This window comes from Candidatus Arsenophonus triatominarum, assembly GCF_001640365.1.
GTDB lineage: Bacteria > Pseudomonadota > Gammaproteobacteria > Enterobacterales > Enterobacteriaceae > Arsenophonus > Arsenophonus triatominarum.
Genome location: NZ_LWMI01000008.1, coordinates 1 through 22,943 on the forward strand (window position 1 = coordinate 1; position 22,943 = coordinate 22,943).

At 42.4% G+C, this 22,943-nt stretch carries 33 protein-coding genes and 1 pseudogene; 11 read left to right on the forward strand and 23 right to left on the reverse strand.

Annotated features, from left to right (window positions below; translation table 11 throughout):
* The 6 genes from AYJ55_RS32775 to AYJ55_RS07185 all read left to right on the forward strand — a co-directional run.
* Positions 1 to 188, forward strand: a 188-nt coding sequence (locus AYJ55_RS32775; protein ID WP_245677305.1) for a hypothetical protein, incomplete at its 5' end; no start/stop codon positions are given.
* The gene (locus tag AYJ55_RS32780; protein ID WP_245677300.1) at positions 161 to 325 is read left to right on the forward strand and encodes a baseplate wedge 1 family protein; all 165 of its coding nucleotides are present in this window, start codon (positions 161 to 163) and stop codon (positions 323 to 325) included. The genes AYJ55_RS32775 and AYJ55_RS32780, both read left to right, overlap by 28 nt.
* Positions 312 to 572 carry a hypothetical protein gene (locus tag AYJ55_RS32785; protein ID WP_063655166.1) on the forward strand — a complete coding sequence of 87 codons (261 nt, stop codon included), beginning with the start codon at positions 312 to 314 and terminating at the stop codon, positions 570 to 572. Before AYJ55_RS32780 ends, AYJ55_RS32785 begins: the two co-directional genes overlap by 14 nt.
* Positions 544 to 678, forward strand: coding sequence for a hypothetical protein (locus tag AYJ55_RS34455; RefSeq protein ID WP_281181103.1), 135 nt, complete (start codon positions 544 to 546; stop codon positions 676 to 678). The genes AYJ55_RS32785 and AYJ55_RS34455 overlap by 29 nt, the downstream gene beginning before the upstream one ends.
* A gap of 20 nt (positions 679 to 698) precedes the next feature.
* On the forward strand, positions 699 to 1,847 hold the full coding sequence (locus AYJ55_RS28300) for a phage tail protein (protein ID WP_187153194.1): 1,149 nt from the start codon (positions 699 to 701) through the stop codon (positions 1,845 to 1,847).
* Between the two features lie 10 nt (positions 1,848 to 1,857).
* Entirely contained in the window at positions 1,858 to 2,415 is a 558-nt protein-coding gene (locus tag AYJ55_RS07185; protein ID WP_063655168.1) for a tail fiber assembly protein, read from the forward strand.
* A gap of 56 nt (positions 2,416 to 2,471) precedes the next feature.
* On the opposite strand, the gene AYJ55_RS07190 is transcribed toward AYJ55_RS07185, so the two are convergent.
* From AYJ55_RS07190 to AYJ55_RS32800, 14 genes and pseudogenes are all read right to left on the reverse strand, one after another.
* Positions 2,472 to 3,443, reverse strand: coding sequence for an Rpn family recombination-promoting nuclease/putative transposase (locus tag AYJ55_RS07190; protein WP_063655250.1), 972 nt, complete (start codon positions 3,441 to 3,443; stop codon positions 2,472 to 2,474).
* 757 nt (positions 3,444 to 4,200) lie between these two features.
* Complete coding sequence (locus AYJ55_RS07195; protein ID WP_063655170.1) at positions 4,201 to 5,235, reverse strand: tyrosine-type recombinase/integrase; 1,035 nt, start codon at positions 5,233 to 5,235, stop codon at positions 4,201 to 4,203.
* A complete protein-coding gene (locus tag AYJ55_RS07200) occupies positions 5,235 to 5,462 on the reverse strand; it encodes a DUF4224 domain-containing protein (RefSeq protein WP_063655172.1) in 228 nt (75 codons plus the stop codon). Before AYJ55_RS07200 ends, AYJ55_RS07195 begins: the two co-directional genes overlap by 1 nt.
* Positions 5,463 to 5,556: 94 nt before the next feature.
* Positions 5,557 to 5,802, reverse strand: a complete 246-nt coding sequence (locus AYJ55_RS07205) for a hypothetical protein (RefSeq protein ID WP_063655173.1) — start codon at positions 5,800 to 5,802, stop codon at positions 5,557 to 5,559.
* Between the two features lie 22 nt (positions 5,803 to 5,824).
* Positions 5,825 to 6,001, reverse strand: coding sequence for a hypothetical protein (locus tag AYJ55_RS30570; protein WP_187153195.1), 177 nt, complete (start codon positions 5,999 to 6,001; stop codon positions 5,825 to 5,827).
* 191 nt (positions 6,002 to 6,192) lie between these two features.
* Positions 6,193 to 7,617, reverse strand: coding sequence for a DEAD/DEAH box helicase (locus AYJ55_RS07210; RefSeq protein ID WP_162505385.1), 1,425 nt, complete (start codon positions 7,615 to 7,617; stop codon positions 6,193 to 6,195).
* Positions 7,589 to 8,383 (reverse strand): antA/AntB antirepressor family protein, encoded by a 795-nt coding sequence (locus tag AYJ55_RS32790; RefSeq protein WP_063655175.1) that lies wholly within the window; start codon positions 8,381 to 8,383, stop codon positions 7,589 to 7,591. The genes AYJ55_RS07210 and AYJ55_RS32790 overlap by 29 nt, the downstream gene beginning before the upstream one ends.
* 65 nt (positions 8,384 to 8,448) lie before the next feature.
* The gene (locus tag AYJ55_RS07220) at positions 8,449 to 8,967 is read right to left on the reverse strand and encodes a BRO-N domain-containing protein (RefSeq protein ID WP_245677306.1); all 519 of its coding nucleotides are present in this window, start codon (positions 8,965 to 8,967) and stop codon (positions 8,449 to 8,451) included.
* 6 nt (positions 8,968 to 8,973) lie between these two features.
* Positions 8,974 to 9,213, reverse strand: a pseudogene (locus AYJ55_RS35685) (BRO-N domain-containing protein); the annotation flags it as partial.
* 352 nt (positions 9,214 to 9,565) lie between these two features.
* Positions 9,566 to 10,048, reverse strand: coding sequence for a KilA-N domain-containing protein (locus AYJ55_RS07225; protein WP_063655179.1), 483 nt, complete (start codon positions 10,046 to 10,048; stop codon positions 9,566 to 9,568).
* A 59-nt stretch (positions 10,049 to 10,107) separates the two neighbouring features.
* Positions 10,108 to 10,389 (reverse strand): PDDEXK family nuclease, encoded by a 282-nt coding sequence (locus tag AYJ55_RS07230; RefSeq protein WP_063655181.1) that lies wholly within the window; start codon positions 10,387 to 10,389, stop codon positions 10,108 to 10,110.
* On the reverse strand, positions 10,380 to 10,601 hold the full coding sequence (locus AYJ55_RS07235) for an ANR family transcriptional regulator (protein ID WP_063655183.1): 222 nt from the start codon (positions 10,599 to 10,601) through the stop codon (positions 10,380 to 10,382). The genes AYJ55_RS07230 and AYJ55_RS07235 overlap by 10 nt, the downstream gene beginning before the upstream one ends.
* A 26-nt stretch (positions 10,602 to 10,627) precedes the next feature.
* A complete protein-coding gene (locus AYJ55_RS07240) occupies positions 10,628 to 12,691 on the reverse strand; it encodes a DNA polymerase (RefSeq protein ID WP_063655185.1) in 2,064 nt (687 codons plus the stop codon).
* A gap of 12 nt (positions 12,692 to 12,703) precedes the next feature.
* Entirely contained in the window at positions 12,704 to 13,402 is a 699-nt protein-coding gene (locus AYJ55_RS32800; RefSeq protein WP_245677301.1) for a hypothetical protein, read from the reverse strand.
* Positions 13,403 to 13,492: 90 nt separating this feature from the next.
* Between AYJ55_RS32800 and AYJ55_RS07255 the strand changes: the two genes are divergently transcribed.
* Positions 13,493 to 13,852: a hypothetical protein gene (locus tag AYJ55_RS07255; protein WP_063655187.1), complete on the forward strand. Its 360-nt coding sequence runs from the start codon at positions 13,493 to 13,495 to the stop codon at positions 13,850 to 13,852.
* Positions 13,853 to 13,888: 36 nt separating this feature from the next.
* Here AYJ55_RS07255 and AYJ55_RS07260 read toward each other — a convergent pair whose 3' ends face one another.
* The 5 genes from AYJ55_RS07260 to AYJ55_RS07280 all read right to left on the reverse strand — a co-directional run bounded on the left by AYJ55_RS07260 (position 13,889) and on the right by AYJ55_RS07280 (position 17,287).
* Positions 13,889 to 14,122 carry a hypothetical protein gene (locus AYJ55_RS07260; protein ID WP_063655189.1) on the reverse strand — a complete coding sequence of 78 codons (234 nt, stop codon included), beginning with the start codon at positions 14,120 to 14,122 and terminating at the stop codon, positions 13,889 to 13,891.
* 46 nt (positions 14,123 to 14,168) lie between these two features.
* Positions 14,169 to 14,363, reverse strand: a complete 195-nt coding sequence (locus tag AYJ55_RS07265) for a hypothetical protein (protein ID WP_074167968.1) — start codon at positions 14,361 to 14,363, stop codon at positions 14,169 to 14,171.
* A gap of 133 nt (positions 14,364 to 14,496) precedes the next feature.
* Positions 14,497 to 15,048, reverse strand: a complete 552-nt coding sequence (locus AYJ55_RS07270; RefSeq protein ID WP_063655191.1) for a DUF2815 family protein — start codon at positions 15,046 to 15,048, stop codon at positions 14,497 to 14,499.
* Between the two features lie 15 nt (positions 15,049 to 15,063).
* Positions 15,064 to 16,362: a DUF2800 domain-containing protein gene (locus tag AYJ55_RS07275; RefSeq protein ID WP_063655193.1), complete on the reverse strand. Its 1,299-nt coding sequence runs from the start codon at positions 16,360 to 16,362 to the stop codon at positions 15,064 to 15,066.
* Positions 16,355 to 17,287: a hypothetical protein gene (locus tag AYJ55_RS07280; protein WP_063655195.1), complete on the reverse strand. Its 933-nt coding sequence runs from the start codon at positions 17,285 to 17,287 to the stop codon at positions 16,355 to 16,357. Before AYJ55_RS07280 ends, AYJ55_RS07275 begins: the two co-directional genes overlap by 8 nt.
* 122 nt (positions 17,288 to 17,409) lie before the next feature.
* Between AYJ55_RS07280 and AYJ55_RS07290 the strand changes: the two genes are divergently transcribed.
* Entirely contained in the window at positions 17,410 to 18,078 is a 669-nt protein-coding gene (locus tag AYJ55_RS07290; protein ID WP_162505387.1) for a hypothetical protein, read from the forward strand.
* A gap of 109 nt (positions 18,079 to 18,187) precedes the next feature.
* Here AYJ55_RS07290 and AYJ55_RS30575 read toward each other — a convergent pair whose 3' ends face one another.
* Positions 18,188 to 18,355, reverse strand: coding sequence for a hypothetical protein (locus tag AYJ55_RS30575; protein ID WP_187153196.1), 168 nt, complete (start codon positions 18,353 to 18,355; stop codon positions 18,188 to 18,190).
* Positions 18,356 to 18,508: 153 nt separating this feature from the next.
* On the opposite strand from AYJ55_RS30575, the gene AYJ55_RS07295 reads away from it, so the two are divergent.
* The gene (locus AYJ55_RS07295; RefSeq protein WP_063655199.1) at positions 18,509 to 18,838 is read left to right on the forward strand and encodes a hypothetical protein; all 330 of its coding nucleotides are present in this window, start codon (positions 18,509 to 18,511) and stop codon (positions 18,836 to 18,838) included.
* 1 nt (position 18,839) lies between these two features.
* Here AYJ55_RS07295 and AYJ55_RS07300 read toward each other — a convergent pair whose 3' ends face one another.
* The 3 genes from AYJ55_RS07300 to AYJ55_RS07310 all read right to left on the reverse strand — a co-directional run bounded on the left by AYJ55_RS07300 (position 18,840) and on the right by AYJ55_RS07310 (position 20,139).
* Entirely contained in the window at positions 18,840 to 19,058 is a 219-nt protein-coding gene (locus tag AYJ55_RS07300) for a hypothetical protein (protein WP_063655200.1), read from the reverse strand.
* Entirely contained in the window at positions 19,055 to 19,294 is a 240-nt protein-coding gene (locus AYJ55_RS07305; protein ID WP_063655201.1) for a hypothetical protein, read from the reverse strand. The genes AYJ55_RS07300 and AYJ55_RS07305 overlap by 4 nt, the downstream gene beginning before the upstream one ends.
* 392 nt (positions 19,295 to 19,686) lie before the next feature.
* Positions 19,687 to 20,139 (reverse strand): helix-turn-helix domain-containing protein, encoded by a 453-nt coding sequence (locus AYJ55_RS07310; protein ID WP_063655203.1) that lies wholly within the window; start codon positions 20,137 to 20,139, stop codon positions 19,687 to 19,689.
* Positions 20,140 to 20,240: 101 nt separating this feature from the next.
* Between AYJ55_RS07310 and AYJ55_RS07315 the strand changes: the two genes are divergently transcribed.
* Positions 20,241 to 20,471: a helix-turn-helix domain-containing protein gene (locus AYJ55_RS07315; protein WP_063655205.1), complete on the forward strand. Its 231-nt coding sequence runs from the start codon at positions 20,241 to 20,243 to the stop codon at positions 20,469 to 20,471.
* Positions 20,472 to 20,493: 22 nt separating this feature from the next.
* Complete coding sequence (locus AYJ55_RS07320; protein ID WP_063655207.1) at positions 20,494 to 22,749, forward strand: virulence-associated E family protein; 2,256 nt, start codon at positions 20,494 to 20,496, stop codon at positions 22,747 to 22,749.
* The last annotated feature ends 194 nt before the right edge of the window (positions 22,750 to 22,943 follow it).

A 22,943-nucleotide genomic window follows, 5' to 3' on the forward strand; every position in this document is an offset into this window, starting at 1 on the left:
CACCTGCAACCGCTTTGGTCTGGATATGTGGGGGAAAATCGTCAACATTTCACGTTACACTCACGGCGGAAGTCGATAACAGCGCGTTTGGGTTTGCGCAGGCAGACGAAGGAAAGCGGATTATCCCACCCCGTTCAGTGATGCCCCTTATTACGCGGGTGTGCAGGAAACCAGAAAAATCCGGCTAGCGGACAACGCTTATCGAACCTTGATACTCAGCAAGGCGTTTTCTAACATCAGTATTGCGACTATTCCTGAAATCAATCGCTTCTTACGTTTTCTGTTTAAGGGACGTCGGCGAGGCGTTTTGTGTGAATTATCGTGACATGACTATTGGTATTACCACCGCCTTTCCCCTAGAACCCTTTGAATTGGCGGTATTGAGAAACAGCGAGGTCACCCCGTTACCTTCTGGGGTACTGATGAATATCAATCAGGTCGTCGCCCCCTACTTTGGCTTTGCCGAGGATGCCTATCCGTTTAATGAGGGGATGTTTTTTACGGCGGGCGTTAATCATCCAGTAGAATTTTTTGGAGTATTTTATGAAAAAAACAGACTTGCCCGCTCGTAAACCGGTGCCCTTTGGGGCGAATGGTTCACGGCGTGATTTAACGGCGAAAACGCCACCGGCAGTAATCAGGCTTCTTATGATGCCGGTTTTCCTCCCATTACCATGACGATTAAAGCCGCAGGCGGCTTGCCCCCTGATGGCCGTGACATGAATCAGGCACTTAACGAACTATACACCGGCTATCGTTGGCATAATGCGGGCGCGGGTTACCCTTTTGATGCCGATTTTGCCACGGCGATTGGTGGTTATCCGGCGGGGGCGAAAGTGCCCAATTCCACGAATGACGGTTTTTGGCTAAATACAATAGACGGGAATACGACCAATCCGGAAGTGTTGGATGCCTCCGCAACAGGGTGGGTACCCGTGAATAGTTACGGCATCACCAGTATAACCGGACTGGAAACCGGCACGATAACCTTGACTACCTTACAGGCCGCAAAAGAAGAACTGGTCTTCAGTGGCAATCTTATTGCTGATACCACCGTAATTTTCCCGCCATGGATAAGAAACTGGACTGTCACCAATCACTGTCAGGGGAATTTCACCCTGACCTGTAAACCCCTGTCAGGGACTGGTGTTGTACTGCCCAGTGGCAGAAATGTTATCCGTTGCGATGGTTCACAGATTATTTTTGCTATCCTCGTTGCGTCGCTCACTCAACACGGTCTCACACGGTTAAGTAGCGCCACTGACAGCAATGATGAAACGCTGGCCGCCACACCCAAAGCCGTCAAAGCCGCTTATGACTTGGCGAAAACCGTAAGTATTGACGGAATTTATCCGGTAGGGATTGTTGTCTGGTTTGCTCAAAATAAAAATCCCAATACCTTATTTCCAAATACAAAATGGCAATACATTGGTGAAAATAAAACCATTCGTTTAGCAAAAGCAGATGGTTCTAATGTATTCACTACCGGAGGCGCTGATGCTATTAAGCTGACAGAAGCCCAATTACCCGCTCACGGGCACACTTTTTCAGCAACAACCAGTAGCTATGATTATGGTACTAAAAATACGAATGCAACGGGTAATCATGCACATAATTTTGCAGGCGTTGTACGTGACCCATGGAATGCAAGAGGCGATGACGGTAATCCTAATCAATGGAAACCAAGGGCTCAAAATACATCACAAGCGGGGAACCACTCACATACTGTTACTATCGGTGCACACACCCATTCTGTTTCAGGTACAACGGGAAAGACGGGAAGTAGTAGCGAAATTAATATAACGAATGCTTTTATTACGCTAATGGGCTGGTACAGAATCAGTTAAGGAATCAAAAATGTTTAGAATTTTTAAAGCCTATACCTACACGAGTGATACACATGAGTTGCTGGGTCCTTGCGATGCTTACACGGATGAAACTCATGACATACTGCCTTTTCATACTGAGAAAAAACCAATTGACAAAAAGGAAGGTTTCGCTGTTGTTTTTAATGAACAAAATCAGGAATGGGAATATCAGGAAGATCATCGCGGTTTGGTTTTGTTTGATACGAAAAGCCGTCAATCTGTCACCCTTGAAAAATTAGGTAAGGTACCGGAATATTTAACATCATTAGCCCCTCAAAGCGAATATGATGTTTGGGATGGTGAAAAGTGGGTCAAGGATGCAGAAGCTGAAAAATTAGCAGAAAGACAAAAATTAGAAGGCATCAAACAACAAAAATTATATGATGCCACTCGTGAAATTGCACCCCTTCAAGATGCAGTCGATTTAGAAATGGCCACCGAAGACGAGAAAAAACGACTGATAGCCTGGAAAAAATATCGGGTTTTTGTGAACCGTACGGATGTTTCAGCTGCACCCGATATTGACTGGCCGAAAAAACCGGATTGACAGATTTTGAGAAGAACCCAAATCTGACACTCGAATGATTGAGTTAGGTTCCGGTGTCAGGTTAACTGATTTAATTCCTCATCAGACAGACCTGTAGAGAATTTGATGATTTCTTTTTCAACGCCTTTCTCAAGAAGTTGGCGCGCTATCTTCATGGAAGCCTGTTTTTCGCCCTCAACTTTCCCTTGTTGTATACCTTGTTGCATACCTTGTTGTATACCTTGTTGTATGCCTTGTTGTATGCCTTGTTGTATGCCTTGTTGTATGCCTTCTTCTCGTATACCTTGTGCAATATTCATCAATGCCCCCTCATGTTTCTCTGTCTGTCTGGCTATCTCTTTGATTAACTTTGCTGGTTGCTCAGCATTGCCTTCTTGGATTAGATAGTTAAACATAGTAATAACTTGATTATCAGTATAATAATTATACGACAACAGTTTAACAATACTATTCAGTAGCTCGGCCATATCCCGTCTTCGAATGTGTTTTTGGATAAGCTCCAATAACGCCATTCGCTTATGTTGCATAATCTCACCGTCATCAAGCGTGGTGACATCGACTAGCTTAAACGGTTTGGTGTATATCTTTTCCGCAATATCTCTGCCACTAAAGCAGTCTAGCCAGTCAGTACTGTAAGGATGAGGAGTTTGTTCGCCACAATAAAACAGAATAGGAAAAACGATAGGAAGTTCTTTGTGTCCGGCTTCTAAATGCTTCTGCATGGCTGCCATGCTATAGCGCATTAATCGCCAAGCCATGAGTTTATCCGGTGTTGACTGGTGCTCAATCAGCAGATAGAGATAACCTTGTCCCTGCTGGGTATTGACAGAATACAGGATATCACTCTGATAGCTTTTCATCTCACTATCGACGAATGAGCCAGATTCCACTTTGAGGCTATCCAAATCACACAATGCTTTAATCTCATCCGGTAGCCAGATATCAAAGAAATCTTTAGCGGTCTCTTTTTCACTTAAAAACTGCTTAAATACCGCATCATGGGGCGTTGGGGTGAATTTTTTACTCATCCGATTTCTTTCACAGTTGTTAACATCCCGTTGCGTTATTGAAAACAAATAAGGTACATTGAGTACGCTATTTATTTCATCACAACCCAGCTTTAGCAAGGAGACGCCTCTACTTGCTCAGGGGCATTTTTCTTAATGACTCGGGCTAAATCGGTATGGACTTCGTTTCTCAAGCACCGCGCCTGTCTCTTTGGCTTTTTTTTTCCGCTTCAAAAAACCCGTGGACAATTTCATCGTTGGGATACTCAGTCCCACTTAATGGCACCATATTAGCAGCGCTGGAGGAAGTTGTTAACTATTAGTTGTTGGTTGCATGTAAGTGGATTTGTGTAAGTCCGGCTAAACGAATAATTGACTATTTTGAATTGTGAGTAATTTTAGACATAACAATTTCTCCGTAGTTAAACGAATGGTTACGGTGGTTTTGTTCAGCTTTTTATTAAACAGATTTAATAAATACTTAAGATGTGGGTATAGAATTTAAGCGTTGATTTTTTCGCTATATTAAGTATATAGTTAGTGGTAATTAATTGATTTTTCTAGGCCGTAGATATAAGTTATATAGCGAAAAGTGAGCGTAACTACTTGATAAATAAGTAAATAACAATGATTTTAAAATCCCTCAGCCTTAAGGCTGTGCGGGTTCAAGTCCCGCCCTGGGCACCATAAGAATTTCCATTGGTTATCAATAAGTTAAGTGATAAAAAGTTAGACGTTTGGCGCTGGTTTTTTAGCCCTAAAGTCCTTTTTCGTAATATCATTTCGTAATATTTTTGCCATTTTGCTGCCCATCTACTACAGGGACAACTTTAATTCTTCTATCGTATCTTGCGGTTTGCCCGACATTTTTATGGCCTGATATTGATTGTTTTTCGTATAAGTTCCCTTCCAAATCTGAAATACCTTTGGCTTTTAAATCATGAAAGGTGAAATCTAAATCTAGCTCTGGGTATTTTTCCTTTGCCTCTTTTTTTGCTTTCATCCATCGAGTATTAAAACCATCTCGCGTATATCGAGCGCCCGAAGACTGATGCAGTACATATATACTGCTCATTCCTTCGTTTAATGGTAATTTCTTAGACAGTTCTATAATATTCTCTAGTCTTGGTGACCATGCTTTAATTTGTGAAACCCCAGTTTTACTTTGCTGAATTAATATTCCTTCCCCCAGTAATTGACTTTTCTTTAATGAAAGAATATCGGCTTGACGAGCACAGCAAAGATACGCTAACTCCATTGCGATCTGAACTATTGTCGGGGCTGTTTTGTAAACTGCATTATATTCAGCATGGGTTACATATCGTGTGCGCGCCGATTCTTTAAATTGACGGACACCTTTGCATGGATTACCTTTCACTAATCCCCGTTCATAACCGAATCGAAAAACCCGTGATATAAAAGCTTTTTCTCGATTAGCTTGTGTCCGGCTCTTTAAACCCCTCTTATCCATATATCGTCTAATATGCTCAGGTTTAATATCATCAGAGTTTACTTTTCCAAAGACAGCAATAACTTTTTGAGAGTATTTTCGATAATCTTTTTGGGTTTCAGCGGCTAATTCCATAAAATCACCTGATGTAAAAAATCGCTCAATAAGCCCCTCAAAAAGAGATTCATTACTGCGATTACTATTATAGGCTTCATACGCTGACCAAACTTGAGCTGGAGTTGCATTAAAACTACAGAGTCTTACCGTTCCTCCTGATCTGGGTCTGAATTCAAAAGCAGATTTACCTCTGCTAACCCGTGGGGGTAGCCAATTGTCGGCACTATTCTTACGTTTTCGTCCCATTAATCTAAGGCTCCAAAATTAGGTTCGATATTTTTAGAAATATTTATTGCACTTCTTTGTTTCATAGGGTCATTAAAATGCGTCCATGTTGTACGTGGGCGACCATCACGGCGAATTATAAAAAAAATCCCCGCTTCACGTAAAATTTCGCATTGTTTAGATGGAATTTTATATCCGGTTAGCGATATGAGATCGGTATCGCTTATTACATCATTTTCGTTTTTCATGATATTAAAACCTTTATACAATGATTTTCTTCAATGTTGGTATGGGTAGTTTGAGTGGGGTAAATTCAGGTGGGATAATATTTATTCGTTCTAACTATTTCTTCAATGTGTCGAGAAATACCCCCAAATAGACCATAAGGGCTGGCACTATCATAATGCCGATAACCAGTATCTCTTGCCCCCCTAAATGAATATTGCCTAATTCACCACGTTTAAACCTGATTTGTGGGTCAATGACGGTATCGGCGTGCGCAAGATGTCCAACAATGAGTTCGAAGGCAAACGCTGCACCGATAAACAAAAATGTCGTGATTAATAATTTAATGATGTTAAGTTTCATGGTTGAACCTTTTAAAATTGGCTTATTTCTTAACGCAAATTGCTTTGGCGTTGATATCCTTGAAAGTCTCAAACTCCCGCTCAAACTGTTTGGCGGCGAATTGGCACATATTTTCAGTGTCAAATTCCTGAGTATGGACACTTGCAAAGCTACTTGAGGCGTAATGGCTGGCGTACATGGCTATGATTAGTATCCACATGGTGAGTTCTCCTTTAATTAAAAATAAGGTTATTTGCTTTTTCGGTTAAAAATGGATTTCATGACATACAAAATAATGAATAGAACGGTACCGGTATCTCAATTGATAGGAACAGGAAAATTGATATTATTAAGGCTATTGCAAGAACCACTATTATACATCCGTCAGTCTTTTTTGATGTTTCCATTGCTTTATTTCCTTTTCATCGCTTCCAGTAATAAATCCTGTATTGCCCGTTTTGAATTGCGCCTTTCCATGACCACTTCATCGAGTGTATCTTTAGCGACGATATGGTGGATAAAGACAGGGCGATTGTGTCCGGCTTGCGTTTGACGGGTCGGGCCGATACGTTCGATAATTTGCTGGTACTGCTCCAAGTCCCACCAGTGGGAGAAGAAGACCAGAATATTACCGCCGTCCTGTAAATTTAAGCCGTGTCCACAGCTTGCGGGGTGGGCAAAAAGTAACGGGATTTTGCCATTATTCCAGTCGGTAAGGGTTTGTGGGTTGGCATCTAACATTTTGCCTTTTGGAAAGGCTTTTAATAAACGCTCCAGGTCATGCTTCCAGTGATAAGCAACCAGTACTGGCATTCCCCCGGCTTCATTGACAATACTTTCCAGTGCTTGGATTTTGGCATCGTGTATTTCTGTCCAGTTGTGATTGTCATCGCTATAAATAGCGCCTGCCGCAATTTGCAAACATTTTATTGTTTTGGCAGCGGCATTTAACGCTTCAATAGCGCTATCACCCAACTCAAGAAACAGTTCTTTTTCCATCGCCTGATAGTGTGCTCGCGCTTTTGCAGGTAGCTCAACGTTGATAACGTTGTGTATCGGTTCGTCGATATCAAACCAGTCAGCGGCGTTAAGGGATAAGGTGACATCACTGAGAACTGCCTGAATTTGAAGATGTGCAAACCCCAAAGGCTCAAATCTGCTCCACTGTTGTCCGGGGAACTGGATACGATTAAACCAGCGGGACGTAAACGCACTATGCGTTCTGCCTAGTCGTTCGCCCTGGTCAACAAACCACGCTTGCCCCCATAAGTCCATCAGACCATTCGGTGAAGGCGTGCCTGTTAGGTTCACCCATCTATGAACCGATTTATGCGCGATTTTAGCAAGTGCAGCGGTGCGTTTACCACCCTTGCGTAGCCGGAATGATTTTAACCGGGTGCTCTCATCGGCAATAATCGTGCCAAAAGGCCAGCTGTCTCCGAGGATGTCAACCAGCCAGACGAGATTGTCATAATTGATAGTAAATACGCTGGCATGGGTATTTTTGAGTGCTGCCATCCGTGCTTTGGCGTTGCCAATGATGGGTTGCACTTCAATATTATGCAGGTGGTTCCATTTAAGCGCTTCGTCAGGCCAGGTGGATTGGGCTACCCGTAAAGGGGCTAACACCAATGTGGGCTTTGTTTCACTGCCTGATAAATAGAGATTTTCTAATGCCGTCAGGGTTGCTGCTGTTTTTCCCATGCCCATACCCGCCCATATATTTGAGCGTTTTATATCGAGTAGGTGATTGATAATGAGATTTTGGTAAGGGCGATGGGTGAAGGTTTTAGCGATTGTCTTTTGTTCAGGCGACAATCTGGATAGTTTTGTCATGGGTATGTAATCCGTTCCAGTTCTTTTTCATAGGGAGTTTGTCAGCCAGATACTGGTCATAAAGTCGCTGTGCGCCTTTTCTAAGTAAAACAGGGCGATAACTAATGAAACTATTCGCACCATGTGGGCTTATTTCGTTTTGTTTTTCGGTTAAATATTTATCCCGAGCGGTAGCGGCAACACGCCAGCGTAAATTGTTACCGGATTTGCTTTCGTTATAGAGCCAGTTTTTCGCTGCAAGATAATGATTTATCTGTTGACTGTTTACCCCGTTAAGCATTTTGCTAAATTGGGTAGGGGTCATACCTTCTTTGAAGAGATTTTTAAGACAATCGTTTTCGGTTGAGAGGCTTTTGTTTTCCAGTAATAACTGTTCTTTCTCTTCTTCTGCACGAACAACCATGAGTGCCAGTTCTTTTGCTGTTGGTAGTAATGTTTGAGGTTGTAAAACACGTCTTTCACATTCAATAAAATACTGTCTGGCCTGTTTACCTTTTTCATTGCGCTCAACCATAGATAGTTCTTTCGCCATGTCGAGGGAAATGTGGTATTCCTTTGCCGGACGGCCTCCGAAGGGGTTTTCCCCAGAATTGGTGAAAACTATAAAGTCGATATTTTCAGCAAATCCATATTGCTTAATTCTGTTTTTTATCCACGTAGTGAAATCTTTTCCAATCTCCAAAAACGCATGTAAATCACGGGCATTAACCGTCTGGATTAATCCGCCGTTAATGTTTTTGGTTTCGATGTTGATTAAATTTGACATAAGGTTATTCCTCAATACTTAAATTGATGAAAGATTGCCCCTTTAAAAAGGGGCGTTAAGATTAATTAGTGACGTTTTATGAAATGGGTCAATTCACCTTCGTACCACTGATCGGTGCGTGCGGTGATTATCCCGATTTGTTGATGGTGAAATTGTTCAAAAAGCTGTTTTATTTCCGCTAAAACGGTATTGATATTCTCACGCTTACGTAAAAGTCGTTTGATAACTTGCTTTTCAGCGTCATTAATAATCTGGCGTAATGACTCGGTGATGTAGTAAATGCGCCGACATTCGTCAGCCATTAAGGGTATATGCTCCACCTGAAAACGCTCCGGTGATGGCGTGCCAGTTACTTCGCGTAGTGCCAGCCACACCGCATTACTCCATGAACGCTCAAACCGGAAGCCATTCGTCATACACCAGACTAAATGTGTTAAGTTACGAGTGTCTGAATGGCTAAAACGCTCTACGGCTTTTGGGTGGGGTTGAGGGGTAAAGTTAGGGCTTTGGTTAACGGCTTGTTTATCGAGAATATCCAGCACCCATTTTCTGAATTCTTTTGCTATAGGTGTACGCGCGAACATAGCGATTAGATGTGCACCTCGTAGAGAAAAAATACGAGTTCGCGCCTTTAAATTCGTCGAGAGAGTTGATTCGACTATCTCGGACATTCCTACAGAAAACTCGTCGGAATTTTGTTTATATAACATAGTTACTGCGTTGCTAGTTGCATACTGCAAAGCTCTAGCAAGTTCAGCGGAAGTAAACCAAATCTGCCCATTACGAGAAATAGTTTCAATTATAGTATTACGGAAAACTAGAGTAGTCATAGTAATGATTTCCTTCTTAAATTAGGATAATCACCACCGAGAGACGCTAACCTCTGATTGGTGGCGAACTGAATGGAGTTAGCGTTACCGGCTAAGAAGGATCCCGGCGAGCCTTACGGCTCCCCCATCCAGCCCACCATTGATTCTTGATATGGCAGACTGACGCATAAAAAAAACACGCTGTTGGCGTGCTATGCGCCTTCTTAGTTACAGCGGAACGCTAATCCCGACATCTGATTTTGCAGATGCAAGTAAACTATAGCGCATGGTTTCTTCTTTCGTCAATAGTGATTTAAAAGGTCAATGTTTTACTATGCTGCTGTAATTCCGTTCATCATGACGCTCAGCAATTTTATGAATTTGTTGTTAATAAAATATTCTCTACGTCTATGAACTCTCTAAGTTTATTTGTAGCGTTAATTATTTCAGAAGGCTCGAGCTTCAGCTCTGTTTTTGCAAAATCGAGTAACATAAGCCCCGCATTAATCCTATCGGTAAATTCTTGTTGATGAGTTATTACGTTATAATTACAGGCCGTTGTAGCTCTATTTTTTTCGATAATTGTTTCTTTCTTAAGCCACACAGCGTAGCGGATAGCTAATGTTTCTACAGCCCAAGTTCCTGATTCAACACCACCATGCATTATTTGTACTGAACTTTTACCCAATACTTTTATTATTATGGAAATCCCTTTGCTTCTGACAAAGTTTGATGGCCGCTGAGATTCTGTCGCTTTACCTTGTGCAACGGCGGCACGGTGTAGATCATTTAGACAATATCGTCCGAAAGCGTCTTGGCGTACAATGGTATTTTCGATAACAACTAATTTAGACATAAGAGTATGCCTCCGTAGTTAAACAAGGGGATCAACAAGATAAGTTACTTAAATGGTTTTCAACGGATAGAGGGTAAGATGCTGCTTAAATTCTGACTGTCCAGGACGATGACCTGATGACCCAGGGCAAAAAGCCGTGCGTGTTCGCGCAATTGGTAGGGAGTGGGCTTTTCGCCCGGTGCTTTGCACTCCACAAAAATAATGTTGCCATTGGGCAGCGCGACTAATCGGTCAGGCACGCCTCGTCGTCCGGGGGAAACAAATTTATAGGCAATGCCGCCGATTTTTTGCACTTCACGCACCAAATATTTTTCGATGCTTTTTTCCCTGATTAACCGCATGAATACATCCTTTTAATATTTTCCCGTTTTATTTGCATCAGGCAAAAATCGGCACGGTTCTCACTCCAGATACGGTTATTGCGATTACGCGCCAGCCGATTTGCCTGTGACCATGCGCGTGCGGCTTCATGGTATCGTCCGGACTGCTCAAGGTGAACTGCATCCTGTGCCGCCTTAAAATAAAGTGGGCTGTCGTTTTTTATAAAGGCCATGATGTTTGTTTTATCCTGTGTATTATTTATTCCTTGCGATATCGATAAGTCTCAAACCCAGCTGCACTAAGCGGTAAATCAAAAGCCCAGTAAGGCTTGGCACTTAATAGTATGCTTAACCCCTCAGCGGAAAATTGTGGGGTATTTGGCGCTTCGCTGATAATCTCATCATGGACGGTTAAGACAATCTCATAACCCGCCTTTTCAATAGACGGCATGTTACAGGCTAATACATCCCGAGCGGCCGCCTGACAGATATTCTCTGTAATTTTCCCCCCGTAGGTTTTTAGCCTTTCCCATTTTCGGCTGTAGGGATTAGTTCCCATGTAGGTAATCTGTCCATTCTCTATTCGTGCAGAAGGGTAGCAAAGACTACGACCTGATGGTGAACAAATCCTGAGCCAGCTTTTATCGCGACGAACGCTAAGTTTACGGCACTTAAACGCTATCCCTGGTGAACGAATGGCCTGTTTTACTGTCTCTTCAATATCGTACCAGAATGATACGGTTTGCGGATGGGCATTGCGCCACATGCGCTTAAGGGCATCGCAGGTAACAAAAACCTTTTCGCTGAGGCCATAAGTTTTATCCGTTTCAACGGATTTTTGATACCAGCGCATTGCCTCTCGCTTAACGCTAGGCGGTATGTTAGGTAATGCGGCTTCCGCCAGTTCATCTAAATCCAGCCCGTAGGCGAGGGCGAACGTTAGAAATGCCGCAACCCCACCGCCATAGCCTAAGCCTAACTCCATTACCTTACCGATTTGTCGTTGAGCTTTAGTGACGTTCTCAGGTAAAAGATTAAACGCGCGCGCGTAGGCGAGTTTATAGAGGTCATCGCCTTTGCCGTTATCAAATTCGCTAAAAGCATTGACTTTCCAGTTTTCGCCCGCCAGCCATGCCAACATGCGACCTTCAATATTGGATAAATCGGAAATAACCAGCTTCTTACCCTGTGGGGCAATAATACATCCTCTAAGCGCAGAACTGGTCAGTTGCATAATGTCATCGCAAATCAGCTCGGCGCAACCGGCTTTTAACGCCTCAATACCGTTATCAATGGTGTTTGTGTCAAGCGTAGGTCTGGGAAGATTATCCGGTTGGAAAATCCGCCCCGCCCAACGTCCAGTGCGTGAGGCACCGCAGAATTGTTTAGTCCCGCGAAGTCGTCCATCTGCACTCACCGATTTCAACAGCGCTTTATATTTACTGGTGCTGGTTGTGCACGATTGCAGCCGAACTGACAACAATTCGCGTAAAGCCCGTGGAATATCAGGGTCACTAACGCGTCGCTGTAGCGTGCTGGCTTGCATATCCGGTAATGTGATACCAAATGACGCGGTGATATGCTGTAGCAGCGCATCGCGTTGGGTCGCAGCCTGTACAGCGTTACCTGTTAATTGCTGTGTGACGGTTGATAACCGTTTCTGCTCGCTTTCAACCGCGGTCAAAGCGCTTTTCGCCAGTTCAACATCCATACACATCCCTCGGCGATTAATTCTTTGGTCTAACTGCCATAACGTTGTTTCATTAAAATTCATATTCCAACGCGGTAAATGTTGATAAATCTCGCGCATGGCTAAAATATCAGAGCCAGCGTATTGCTTAAAACGTTGCCACTCTTCAAAATGTGTTACCGCCGTGGCGCGTTGTATTTTGCTGTTTTTAGGGCGTGGTTTGCAAAATAATTGTATGAGCGCTTTACCCTCTTTATTTTTGGTTTTATCGCTATTGACGTTGAAGATATCGCAAAGCGAACCAAGTGCGCCAGGTAAGCCATGTGCCAGTGCTTGTACTAATGTGTCATGAACGCGGGATAGGGGTAAGTCAATATTTAACACGTGTTGTAAAAGTACCGTATCAAACATACCGCCATTATGCCAAACGGTTAAAATCTCTGGGTCGTCAAAACAGGTTTTTAAATCCTTTGGCATCGTTTTATCTTGCGTCACATCCCAAACCTTTACGGGTTCATGGTTGCACGCATAGGCAAAAAGTAATATTTCTGCATTTTCAGCGTAGCGATGCGTGCCACAATTAATCGGGATGTCGCTGTAGGTTTCTAAATCGCAAAATAGTAAATTTTGCATAATCTATCCTTATCAGGCGGTAACGGAAAAACGCCCCATTTTAGGGTGATACCACTGACTGCCACGTTTCTCAGACTCAAGCATCGTCTTGTCCAGCGCGTATTTAAATGCTTCTTCCTCAACTACCGACATTTGGGTAATCTGTCCGCCTGGTGCAACATGGGGCACTTTTTTGCAAGGCACATTCCACGCCATGACTAACTGGCGACATTTCGCATCGCTCAAGCCATACTTTGTTTTAAGATAGCTATAGCCCTGGAAACCTGCTGGGATAGTGCCTTGCTTGATGTGCTCGATTTCTTCCGAGACTTGTTCTACCTGATGCTCGATACTCTTTAACCGTCGCTCCTGTGCAACGTTAGCTAATGCCATTGCTGCAATAATTTCATTGGCGCTTTGTGGTTTACTTTGCTGCTCCAGTTTATCAATCAGCGAGCGGCGAACAGCTTTTGACTCACGGGCAGCGACGCGGAGCGCTTGCTTAAGCATCATTTCGATAATTTCAATATCAGCGCCGTTTTTTTGACCTACAAAAATTTTGTAGGTCTCTCCTTCCAGTTCATCTTTAATGCGATCGATGAAGACGTTATTTCTAATCGGTGGCTCACCATATTCTTTTCGTGTTTCATTAACCATGACCAGTAATTGTTGTGAATCGATCGTTTCACTGCCGGATAGTGTGATATTTTGTGCGTTCATTAAATTTTGCATGTAGAAATTCCTCAAAGTTAATTGATGAAAGATTTTGCAGATTGAGCCCTAAACCCGTTATACTTACCTAAATACGGGAGGATTATTACTATGGGTCAAGTTGCATTTGATACATTACAAGCGTCAGAAGAACTAGAAGGTGCTGGCATTTCCAGAGAACAAGCTAGGGCTATTTCACTGGTAGTACGTAAATCGCATGAGGTTGCTGATGTGGCAACTAAAGCTGATATTGTTGAGGTAAACCGCAATATTGCTGATGTCCGTAAAGACTTATCGGCTGAGATTGCTGATGTCCGTAAAGATATTGCTCAGATAGATAAGCGCCTGGATTTTTCAGAAAAACGTTTTGATAGATTAGAACAAAAATTTGATCGCCTGCAATGGTTCTTATTGGCGGGTATTCTTGGCTTACTATTTAAAGAAATAATTCCTAAATTATGGGGCGGTTAATTTTCTCAATATGCCAGTAATAAGCGTGTTGATTGCTTAAATGTTTCTTTTAAGGCTGTCAACGTCTTGAGCAATACTGTGTAATAAAACTGAGATTTTCTCTCTGATAATTACTGCAATCCTGATTTTTTCAATAAAAACACCTTGTATTTCTATATGTTTAGTCTTGATTGTTGTTATTTTGTGTAATCCATAAATTGCTGTTTTCAAGGCCTCAATATCTTTTAATACTGAATCCATAGAGGCTTCTTTTCCCGTAAGATAATTCATCCTTTATTCCTTGATTGTGCCTTTAACATTTACATAGCCCACCATTTTACCGATGGCTCTTTGCCAATCGCTTATTCTCTTTTTTCAGGTATTTGTTTTCTTCTGCCAGTAGTTGGATCATATTGATTAATGTTTTGGTTTCTTCATCGGCGTAAACGGGTTGTTCCAGGTTAAGCAGATAATGGTGGTTGTTACAGGGATTAGTGAGCGTAATGGTTCTACACATATTATCTAAGTTCATGTTTAAGCCTCCTCGGGTTATTTACACTTTACATATCAAATTTTCCTTAAGATAAATTGAGTAAAAATTACTCATATTTTTGAGCGGTGCCTGATTATTTCACTACCTCAGGCCGCGGTAGTTCCCCGGTGTTTTAAAAGGCTATATCTTCTTCCTCAGCCATGCTCAGGTCGTCAAACTCTTCAACGGAGGCCACGCTTCCACCACTAAACGCATCGCCATCACGGAAAAACTGAACACCTCTTAATGAGGCGGAGACGCCTTTACCGTTATTGTCATAGGCGTAAAATTCAATGGTGGCGTTAACGTAGCAGCCTGAGTAGGGACGACCATCTTGTGCCGTCAGGGGTGAAGTATTGCGGTCAATCACTAACGGACGGGATTTATTACTGGCGCTGATATACAAGTTTTCGGCGTACCCGTCGTACTCTTTACTATCCCCATCGCGTAAGCAAAAACGGTTAGGGTTATTGCAAATGCTGTTATAGATTTTTTCGATATCCTTGGTGCCCCATTTCTCGCCAATCACGTGTTTGATCCCGGTTTTGATTTCCTCAATCAGGTCAGTACGATTTTTGGCGATTAGGAAAGTGGCACGGTATTTAAATTCACTCTGACCACTAAACTGAGAAGGTTCAAATAAATCGGGAAAAGCCAGACGTACGTTGTTTAATTTGATTTTCATCACGTTACCTTTTAATTAGATGGATTTATCAGCGAGTGACGTTTCGGTCACATCGTCGAAGTCGTTTAAGGGATTAATAACCATGGCAGGTCGTGGGTCAGATTCCGGTGCGATGACGGGTTTACCGTCTGCTCGCGCAATAAGCGCTTCCAGTTTTGCCCAGCGACTCGGTTTGTCTTTTTTAAGTAGTTTTTCAGCCTGTGGCGGGCTGATAATTTTCTTGTGGTAGATTTGTTCCTGTTTAAGTTTGGCGCCTTTTAACAGCGCTTCGGCTTCACGCTCATCACCCCAGGTGCGATTACCCTGTTTGCCAGTCACCAGTTTAAAGCCTTGTACCGACTGCCCGTTGTGTAAGGCTTCGGCGACCCGATTTCGTAAGGCTTTACAAAAGCTCTCTATCAAATCGGCATGCTGGTAGAGTTTTGCCATTTGCGCAGGGGTTAGCAGCGTAATGCGTTTGGGGGCATCACTTAGTTGGGGTGTCAACGGCTGGGTTAAATCGACAAAATCGCCTCTGACTTCATTATGGACAAATTGCGCCTGAGCAAAACACAATCCGCCTTTTGCTTTGCAAAACTGGCATTGCTTGATACCCGGTGAAAAGGCACTATCCGGTAGCGTATCAAGCCCGTTGCGCTCGGCGAGGGTTGCCATCTCCATGGCTTTTTGCGCTCTCAATCGGGCTAAGTCCCCAAAGTCTTTTAAGTCCTCAACCGATAGCGCCCATTCAGACAGATGGTTAAGGCGGGGTTGATGGATAAAAAGCCGTACGGTTTTGAAATCATAAATAAGGTCAAACTGATATAAAGCGCCCAGTGCATAGAGCATAAGTTGCTCATTGTTCTGGGCATATACTTTAACGCCTTTACCGTATTTCAGGTCATGGATTTGTAGTTCATCCTCGCTGACAATAATCGCATCCGCGGTGCCGAACGAATTCTCTACGCCAATGACCGCTGAAAAATCAACTCGTTCTTCAACCTGTAAGATTTTCCCGTCTGCCAGTTGCCAGACAGTATCAACATAGGTCTGGACGTGCTCAATCATATCCTCATCCACTTGTGGTGAGTTGGCTTTTAGCAGCGGATACGTACCGATATAATCCTTTGCATCAAAGCCAGATGTTCGCTTACACCCGTCACTAAACGGGTTTTGACGCATTGTTAAGATGCTTTCCGCTAAGGCATGCGCTGCACTGCCTTCTTCGGCAAACGGTGATGTTTTATCGGGTAAGGTGGCTTCTACTGCGAGACTGGCGCTACATCTCATCCACCTATGTGCTGAGGAGGGGGAAAGTTTTGCATGTTCAGCCATCGCTACTCTCGGCGTTATCATCGGCTAAAACGCGTTGGGCTTTCTCGATAAACTGAACCAGATTGTCATCGGTAACGTCACCCATTTTTTTAGCGTTGAACGATGCGAGTATTTCCAGTGCTTCATTGCGATATCCGCCTTTGACCAGTTGAGTAATGCAGGCGGAAGCCTCACTGCGAAGTGTCTTAAAATCAATCGGTTTGGCTTCTGCAGGGGTAGGCAATTCACGCACTAATGACAAGGCAAATTCGCGACGATCGGTAAGTCCATGAAGATTGCCCCAATTTGCCAGTATTTTTAGGCATATCGTAAAAATCTTGGCTTTAGAAAGAAATGTCACTTTAGGTAACCCATTCAAGGCGCAATACAGCGCATCAATTTGCCCAGTGACGCTATCAGCTTTTTCGGATGCAAAAGTCGCTTCGGCTTTAGCGACTTGCGTACTGTCAGGTTTAAGTGCTTTGTCCCCAAACAAGACGGACAGGGCAACTACGCAACGCAAGTCAAGCGATTCAATATCAACCGGTTCTACTTCAGGCTCTACTTTAGGCACTTCAACAATCGGTTTAACGGCTTTAGCAGGTTTCGTTTCTGCCTTGGGGGTTTGAACCTTTTTCTCGGCGACAACCGGTGCTGGTTTGTCTTCGGCTTTAATGGGTACGTCGATAGTAATTTCAGACTTAATCGTTTCTTGAGACTCGACCATAGCAGATGGCGCAACAGGTTGAGGCTTAACATCCAGCGCAAAAGGTTTCGGCTTTTTCACCCTTGTCGGTTCATTTGGGTCACTCGGGTCATTTTCAGTATGTCCGACCAACTGACTGATTAACATTTTATGGGCTTCGGCCAGTTGATTGTGAGCTATTATCATTTGCGTGTGGTTTTCTGCCAGTCTTGCCAGCAGGGGAGTATTTTCGGTAAACATGATGCGTTAACCTCAACGGTATAAAGTGACAGGGAATTCTTGATTAACATTGCGCTTTAGCGCTTCTAATTTTTGTAAATAGCGTAAACGCCGGACGTTGTTGTTCATCGGAAATCGCTCCGATGACAGGATTTTTGCTTTTTGCATGGTGGTTTTTCCGATGGGATGGGTTAGATAGGGTATGCCTGATATTTCTGGCGCGTCAGGCTCGCCCCCTTTTGTGTATTCCCACAACACACAAAACCGGTTACTATGTGTTTCCCACAGCACATAAAAAAGGAATAAGAATTGTAATGACGGCAATTAAAGAGAGACATCTCATGATAATTCGAGCACTAAATAATCCTAATAGACCTATGGAGCCCATTAATAGAGAACAGCTGAATACCTTGGCAGATAAATTAGGTTGGGAACAGTTGGCAGCAGATACCAGCTATTTGATGAAAATAGGATTAATTGAACCTAAAGCTGTTTCTTTTAGTATTGATCGACAACCTTTTTTTAATATCGATTACATGGCGCTAACTGCCAAAGGTTTTGATTACGCCAATACCGATACCATCGGCAGTGAAGTAAACGCCGTCACTATTAAAATTCACAAAAATACCCTTGAGCAGCTAGAAACCATTATCAATAACACGAATTTGCCACAATCAGAAAAGAAAACGCTGTTAAAACTACTAAAAGAAAAAGGCGCAGAATCTGTTGTAGGTAAATGTGTTGATACCTTATTTGCTAATGCAGGAGTAGTCACTCAAATTCTTTCTGAATTAGCTAAAAGTATTAGCTAGAGGTTAATCAACTTTTTTTTCAAAAATAAAATAGGTCTATCTTTACTCTGTTTCCAGCGCAATAAAACCATCTCTAATGGCCGATGCAAGCGCTTTCGCCCTGACATTATCAATAAGTACGATTTGAATCCATTTCTGCCTGTAATGCATACAGTAACGCTTCGCTGGTTTTCTCTTGAGATTTTTCACTTAATTCTTTAAATTTCATCATTACTCCTAAATACCAATCGGTTTTGGTGGTGTGTGCCGGAGGTATCCGGATTATATTTACAGTCATAATGGTAGTACCCTGGTGTTGATTTCAACTTAATGGCTGTATTTTGGTTATTTCACACACCCCAAAACCGACTGTTTGGGTGTTTTGTGGTTCGATTTTTCAGCGAAATAGTGTTGAAGCGCGGTATTGTTCGGTTAAATCACAATTCATTCATTGCCTGCTTTTAACCACGTCAGGCGAGGTGGTATCCTTATAGTTCGTCTAACTTATAAGGAAAAACTAATATCGCATCTTCAAGAACTGGAATTAAAAATACTCAAATTTCTTGCGACTAAAAATCCACCTGTTCAAAACATTGAAGATAAGGAAAATTCTTTATCTTTAGCTGATGAACGTTCTCTTATAGACACATTGTATAACCTGGAAAAAAAAGGACTGGTTATTAGCGGTGTTAATTATGGCGCTGATGGTAGTCACCCATTGCTTAGCATTGATATGGTTGAGATTACAGGTTATGGTTTAAATGTTCTTTCCAGCGATTAATTTAATCAAGCTGTTTGTAATACTCGATTAAACCAACTAATGAATGGTGGTCAATACGGCAATCAATAACCTGTCCATTGCTAAGATGAATATGTGATAGCGGTGTGCCATCTTCTAACTCTTCAGTGATGATTGAGCAGACATGTTTATTAAAATACGTGATCTGCTCTTTTTGATGCCTGGCCGGTGAAATATAAATATTGGGTAATTTTTTTTTCATTTTTGATGTACCTTTAGAAGCGGACTGGGATCCCAAGGAAAACTCAGTTTATCTGACTTAAAGAAATTAGTGCCACGTTCTAACATCCGATCTACCTCTGATAGCCGCTTAGTCAAGGCGACTCTTTCTTTTTTTAGATTGTTGTAATGCGCTAAGGCGATTTTTTGCTCAGCCAACCAATCCTCAAGCTCTTCACTGCTTAAATTCGGGTTGAAAAAATAAGGTTTTTTATTCATGAATTTATATCCTCGGCTTAACTGTCGTCACTCACCATAGGCCACTTCGCAAAATGGCCTATAATTAGTGTTTTTTGCGTTTGTACAGTCTGGTATGGCTGCTTGTCCCTTGACATTGCTGTCTTGCAAAGAGTGGATCGCACTCAATGCAACGTGCATCGCTGCACTCATACAGACATAACGCGCTGTACATTCCGACTTTCTAAATTGTTAAAGAGCGTTGCTTATTTAATATTAGCTATACTGATTTATTTGTCAATAGCAAAGCTAATATATTTGAGTGAAGTAATGCTAATGGAGTAGTTAAAATTTTTCTATTTAGATATGGGGTACTAAAAAAGCCGGAATAAACCGACTTAATAATTAAATTTGTAAGCCTAAAGGATTATGTATTAACCTACTTTCAATCCTTTCGCCTTAGCAATTTCCTCAAATAAACGGTCATAATACCGTTTTTTTTCTTGAAGGGATTCATGAAGTGAAGTTTGTTCACTTTCAGGTAATTGATTTATAAGCTTCAATAAAGCTAATTCCTTTTTAGTGATTGAAATTTCTGGTTGTTGAATAGGTGTGTTTGAGTCTGTTTCCCTGACATAACTGAGAAGTGATGATAACTCAGGTTTTATAGCTTCAGGTGAAACATGAAGGATCTTAGCGAATTTGATTATTGTATCTGTGTTTAGAGGAACTTTTCCGTTTAAATACTGGCTAACAGCGCCCTGAGTGTTAAAGCCAAGCTCTTCCGCCGCTTTTTCTTGAGTTAGAGAAAGCGCTTCTTTCTTTTCGTTCCATAGCTTTTTTAAACGCGCCGCAGCTTGTTTATCTTCAGGAGTTATTCGTCTCATATTATATACCTTATTTGCGTTACTAATATTTTTCAAATAGTAACGCTATTGACTAAGGTTATCAGCAATACTAATATTGTTGAATTTTAGGAGGAGCCAATATGACACTCAATGAATATCTTTTGCATAAGAAAATTAGTCAAACATCGTTTGCTACAATTGTTGGGGTATCACAAGGTTTTATCAGTCAAGTAATAGCGGGCAAATATAAACCTAAAGGATGTAAAGCCATTGAATGGTCACGAGCTACTGAATGGCTCGTGACGCCACACGAGTTAAACAGTGACGATTACCCTAATGTAACGGATGGGATTCCAAAAACTAATTCATAAAACCTTAAAGGCCAAATAACCCATGCAAATCAATTATTCTGTCGGGCGTAGTGTTACTGATCAGCGCCCGAGTCCTGCTGTTGCTGGCTCTTTTGCCGAGTATCAGCAGGCAATAAAAAAATTAACCAAGCATATTAATATTAGTCCCTCTGACACAAAAGCCATTTTCGACAAAAAGAAAAAAGCGCTTAATTATATCTGGGGCGCGATGAAAAATGCCAAAAAAGGGCGTAATGCGCTTAATGCGGGTAACCGCAGCGTGCTATGGCTTGACATAGATGGTTGTACCCTGGATGCGTGGGAAATGCTTACAGGCATTCTCGGATTTTATCAATGTTTTGCCTATACCACTGTTAGCCACGAACATCCTGTTGCTCAGGGTGAACAACGCTGGCGGATTGGTTTTTTGTTATCCCGTGATGTGACCGCCTCTGAGTACAAAGCGCTAGGCCCAAGGATTGAGCAGGAATTAATGGATTGTTTCGAATTGCTCAGCGATTTTGCGATCAAGTGGGATAACTCAGTTTATGAGCCTTCGCATATGGTTTTTGCACCGCATGAAGGGGCTAAATACGAAAGTTTTGAAGGTACCGTGGTTGATGTGGATACGCTTTTAGCCTCGGATAATACGCCTATTATTGAGCAGGTTGATCTCCCTAAGACCGATAGTGACGATTTAACCCGTTTAGTCGATTTGCAAAATATCAATGACCAGACGTTTGAAGATTTACGTTCTGCACTATGGTATCCGAAAATGTTAAACCAGGCTGAGAACTACCCTTCATGGGTGGATATGGGCAATCGTCTCGCCTGGTTTAAAGACACTCACTTTGAGGAGGAAGCTAAAAAGATGTGGCTTGATTGGTCTTCTGCAGCAGACAAAGGAGACATATCCGCTGCAGAAGCCAAATGGCCTGAACTACGTGCCGAAAGAACAGGCTATCAAGCGATATTCAGTTTAGCGCAAAAAGCAGGATGGGTAAATCCTGGTGTCGAGCGATTGAAAACGGCGGTTGCTACAGTTGATGAGTTCGAAGACCTAACAAACCCTACTGAAAATTCAAAATGGCCTACGTTTAAACGCAATAAAACCTCAGGCCAAATAGAAGCCACCATTGACAATGCGGCTAAAGCGGTTATGTGCCCTGATTTTGTCGGGGTAGAAATTCGGTTTGATACTTTTCGTGATGAGATCATGTTTGCGCCTGTTGGCACTAAAGCGTGGCAAACCTTTACTGATGCTGATTATTCCAGATTGCGTATCACAATGGAAAAGCGAGGCTTTAAAGCGGTTGGACGTGAGTTAATCCGTGATGTGGTATTACTGGCTGCGGATGAAAATCCTTTTGATTCCGCCATGGAATGGCTTAAAAGCCTCGAATGGGACGGCATACCGCGTATCGAAAAGTTTTATCATACCCATTTTGGCACTGAGGATAGTGCTTATACGCGTGCGGTATCGCGCTATATGTGGACAGCCCTTGCTGGACGCGTGTTAAAGCCCGGTATCAAAGCGGATATGGTGCCGATCTTGGTGGGTGCTCAAGGTGCTGGAAAATCTTCTGGCGTGGCGGCATTATCCCCTGATCCGGCTTTTTTTACTGAAATTTCCTTTGCTGAAAAAGATGATGATCTAGCGCGTAAGATGCGAGGCTGTCTGGTGGCAGAAATTAGCGAATTACGCGGACTTAACACCAAAGAACTAGAATCCATCAAAGCCTTTGTCACGCGGACACATGAAAAGTGGATCCCTAAGTTTAAGGAATTCGCCACACAATTTCCAAGACGCTCTTTGAGTATTGGTACGACAAATGAAGACGAATTTTTAGGCGACAAAACCGGTAATCGTCGTTGGTTGCCTGTTGAAGTTGGAAAAATGGATGTAGAAGGTATCAAAAAGGATGTGATTCAGTTTTGGGCGGAAGCGCGAGAGCTATTTACCAAAACAGGGATTCAATTTAAAGAAGCAGGGCAACTAGCCAATCAGGTGCATGAAAAATATTTCATCAAAGATGCGTGGCAGGAAATTATCGAACGTTGGTTAGATGAGCCAGATTTAATGACAGGACAAAAACCACGGGCACGGCAATTTTTACGTACAGCGGATATTTTGCGTGAAGCATTGAACCTGGAACCAAAAAATATATCGCGACGGGAACAAATGCGCATTGGTAATGTTTTACAAAATTGTGGGTATAAAACGGAAAGAATTTATATTAATGGCATACAAACGCGCGTTTTTTCACCAAAACAAGACAACCAAGACAACCTCGGTTAATTAGGTTGTCTTGTTTAACTAATTGATTTTAAAGGTGTAAGACAACCAAGACAACCAAGACAACCTTTTTTGAAACCAATACGCGCGCTAGTAATATATGTCCTTAAAAAGTATTAATAGAAATAGGTTGTCTTGGTTGTCTCGGTTGTCTTGCTGGGGTAAAGCAAAAACATCCCCGTTCACAACAGGAGCGA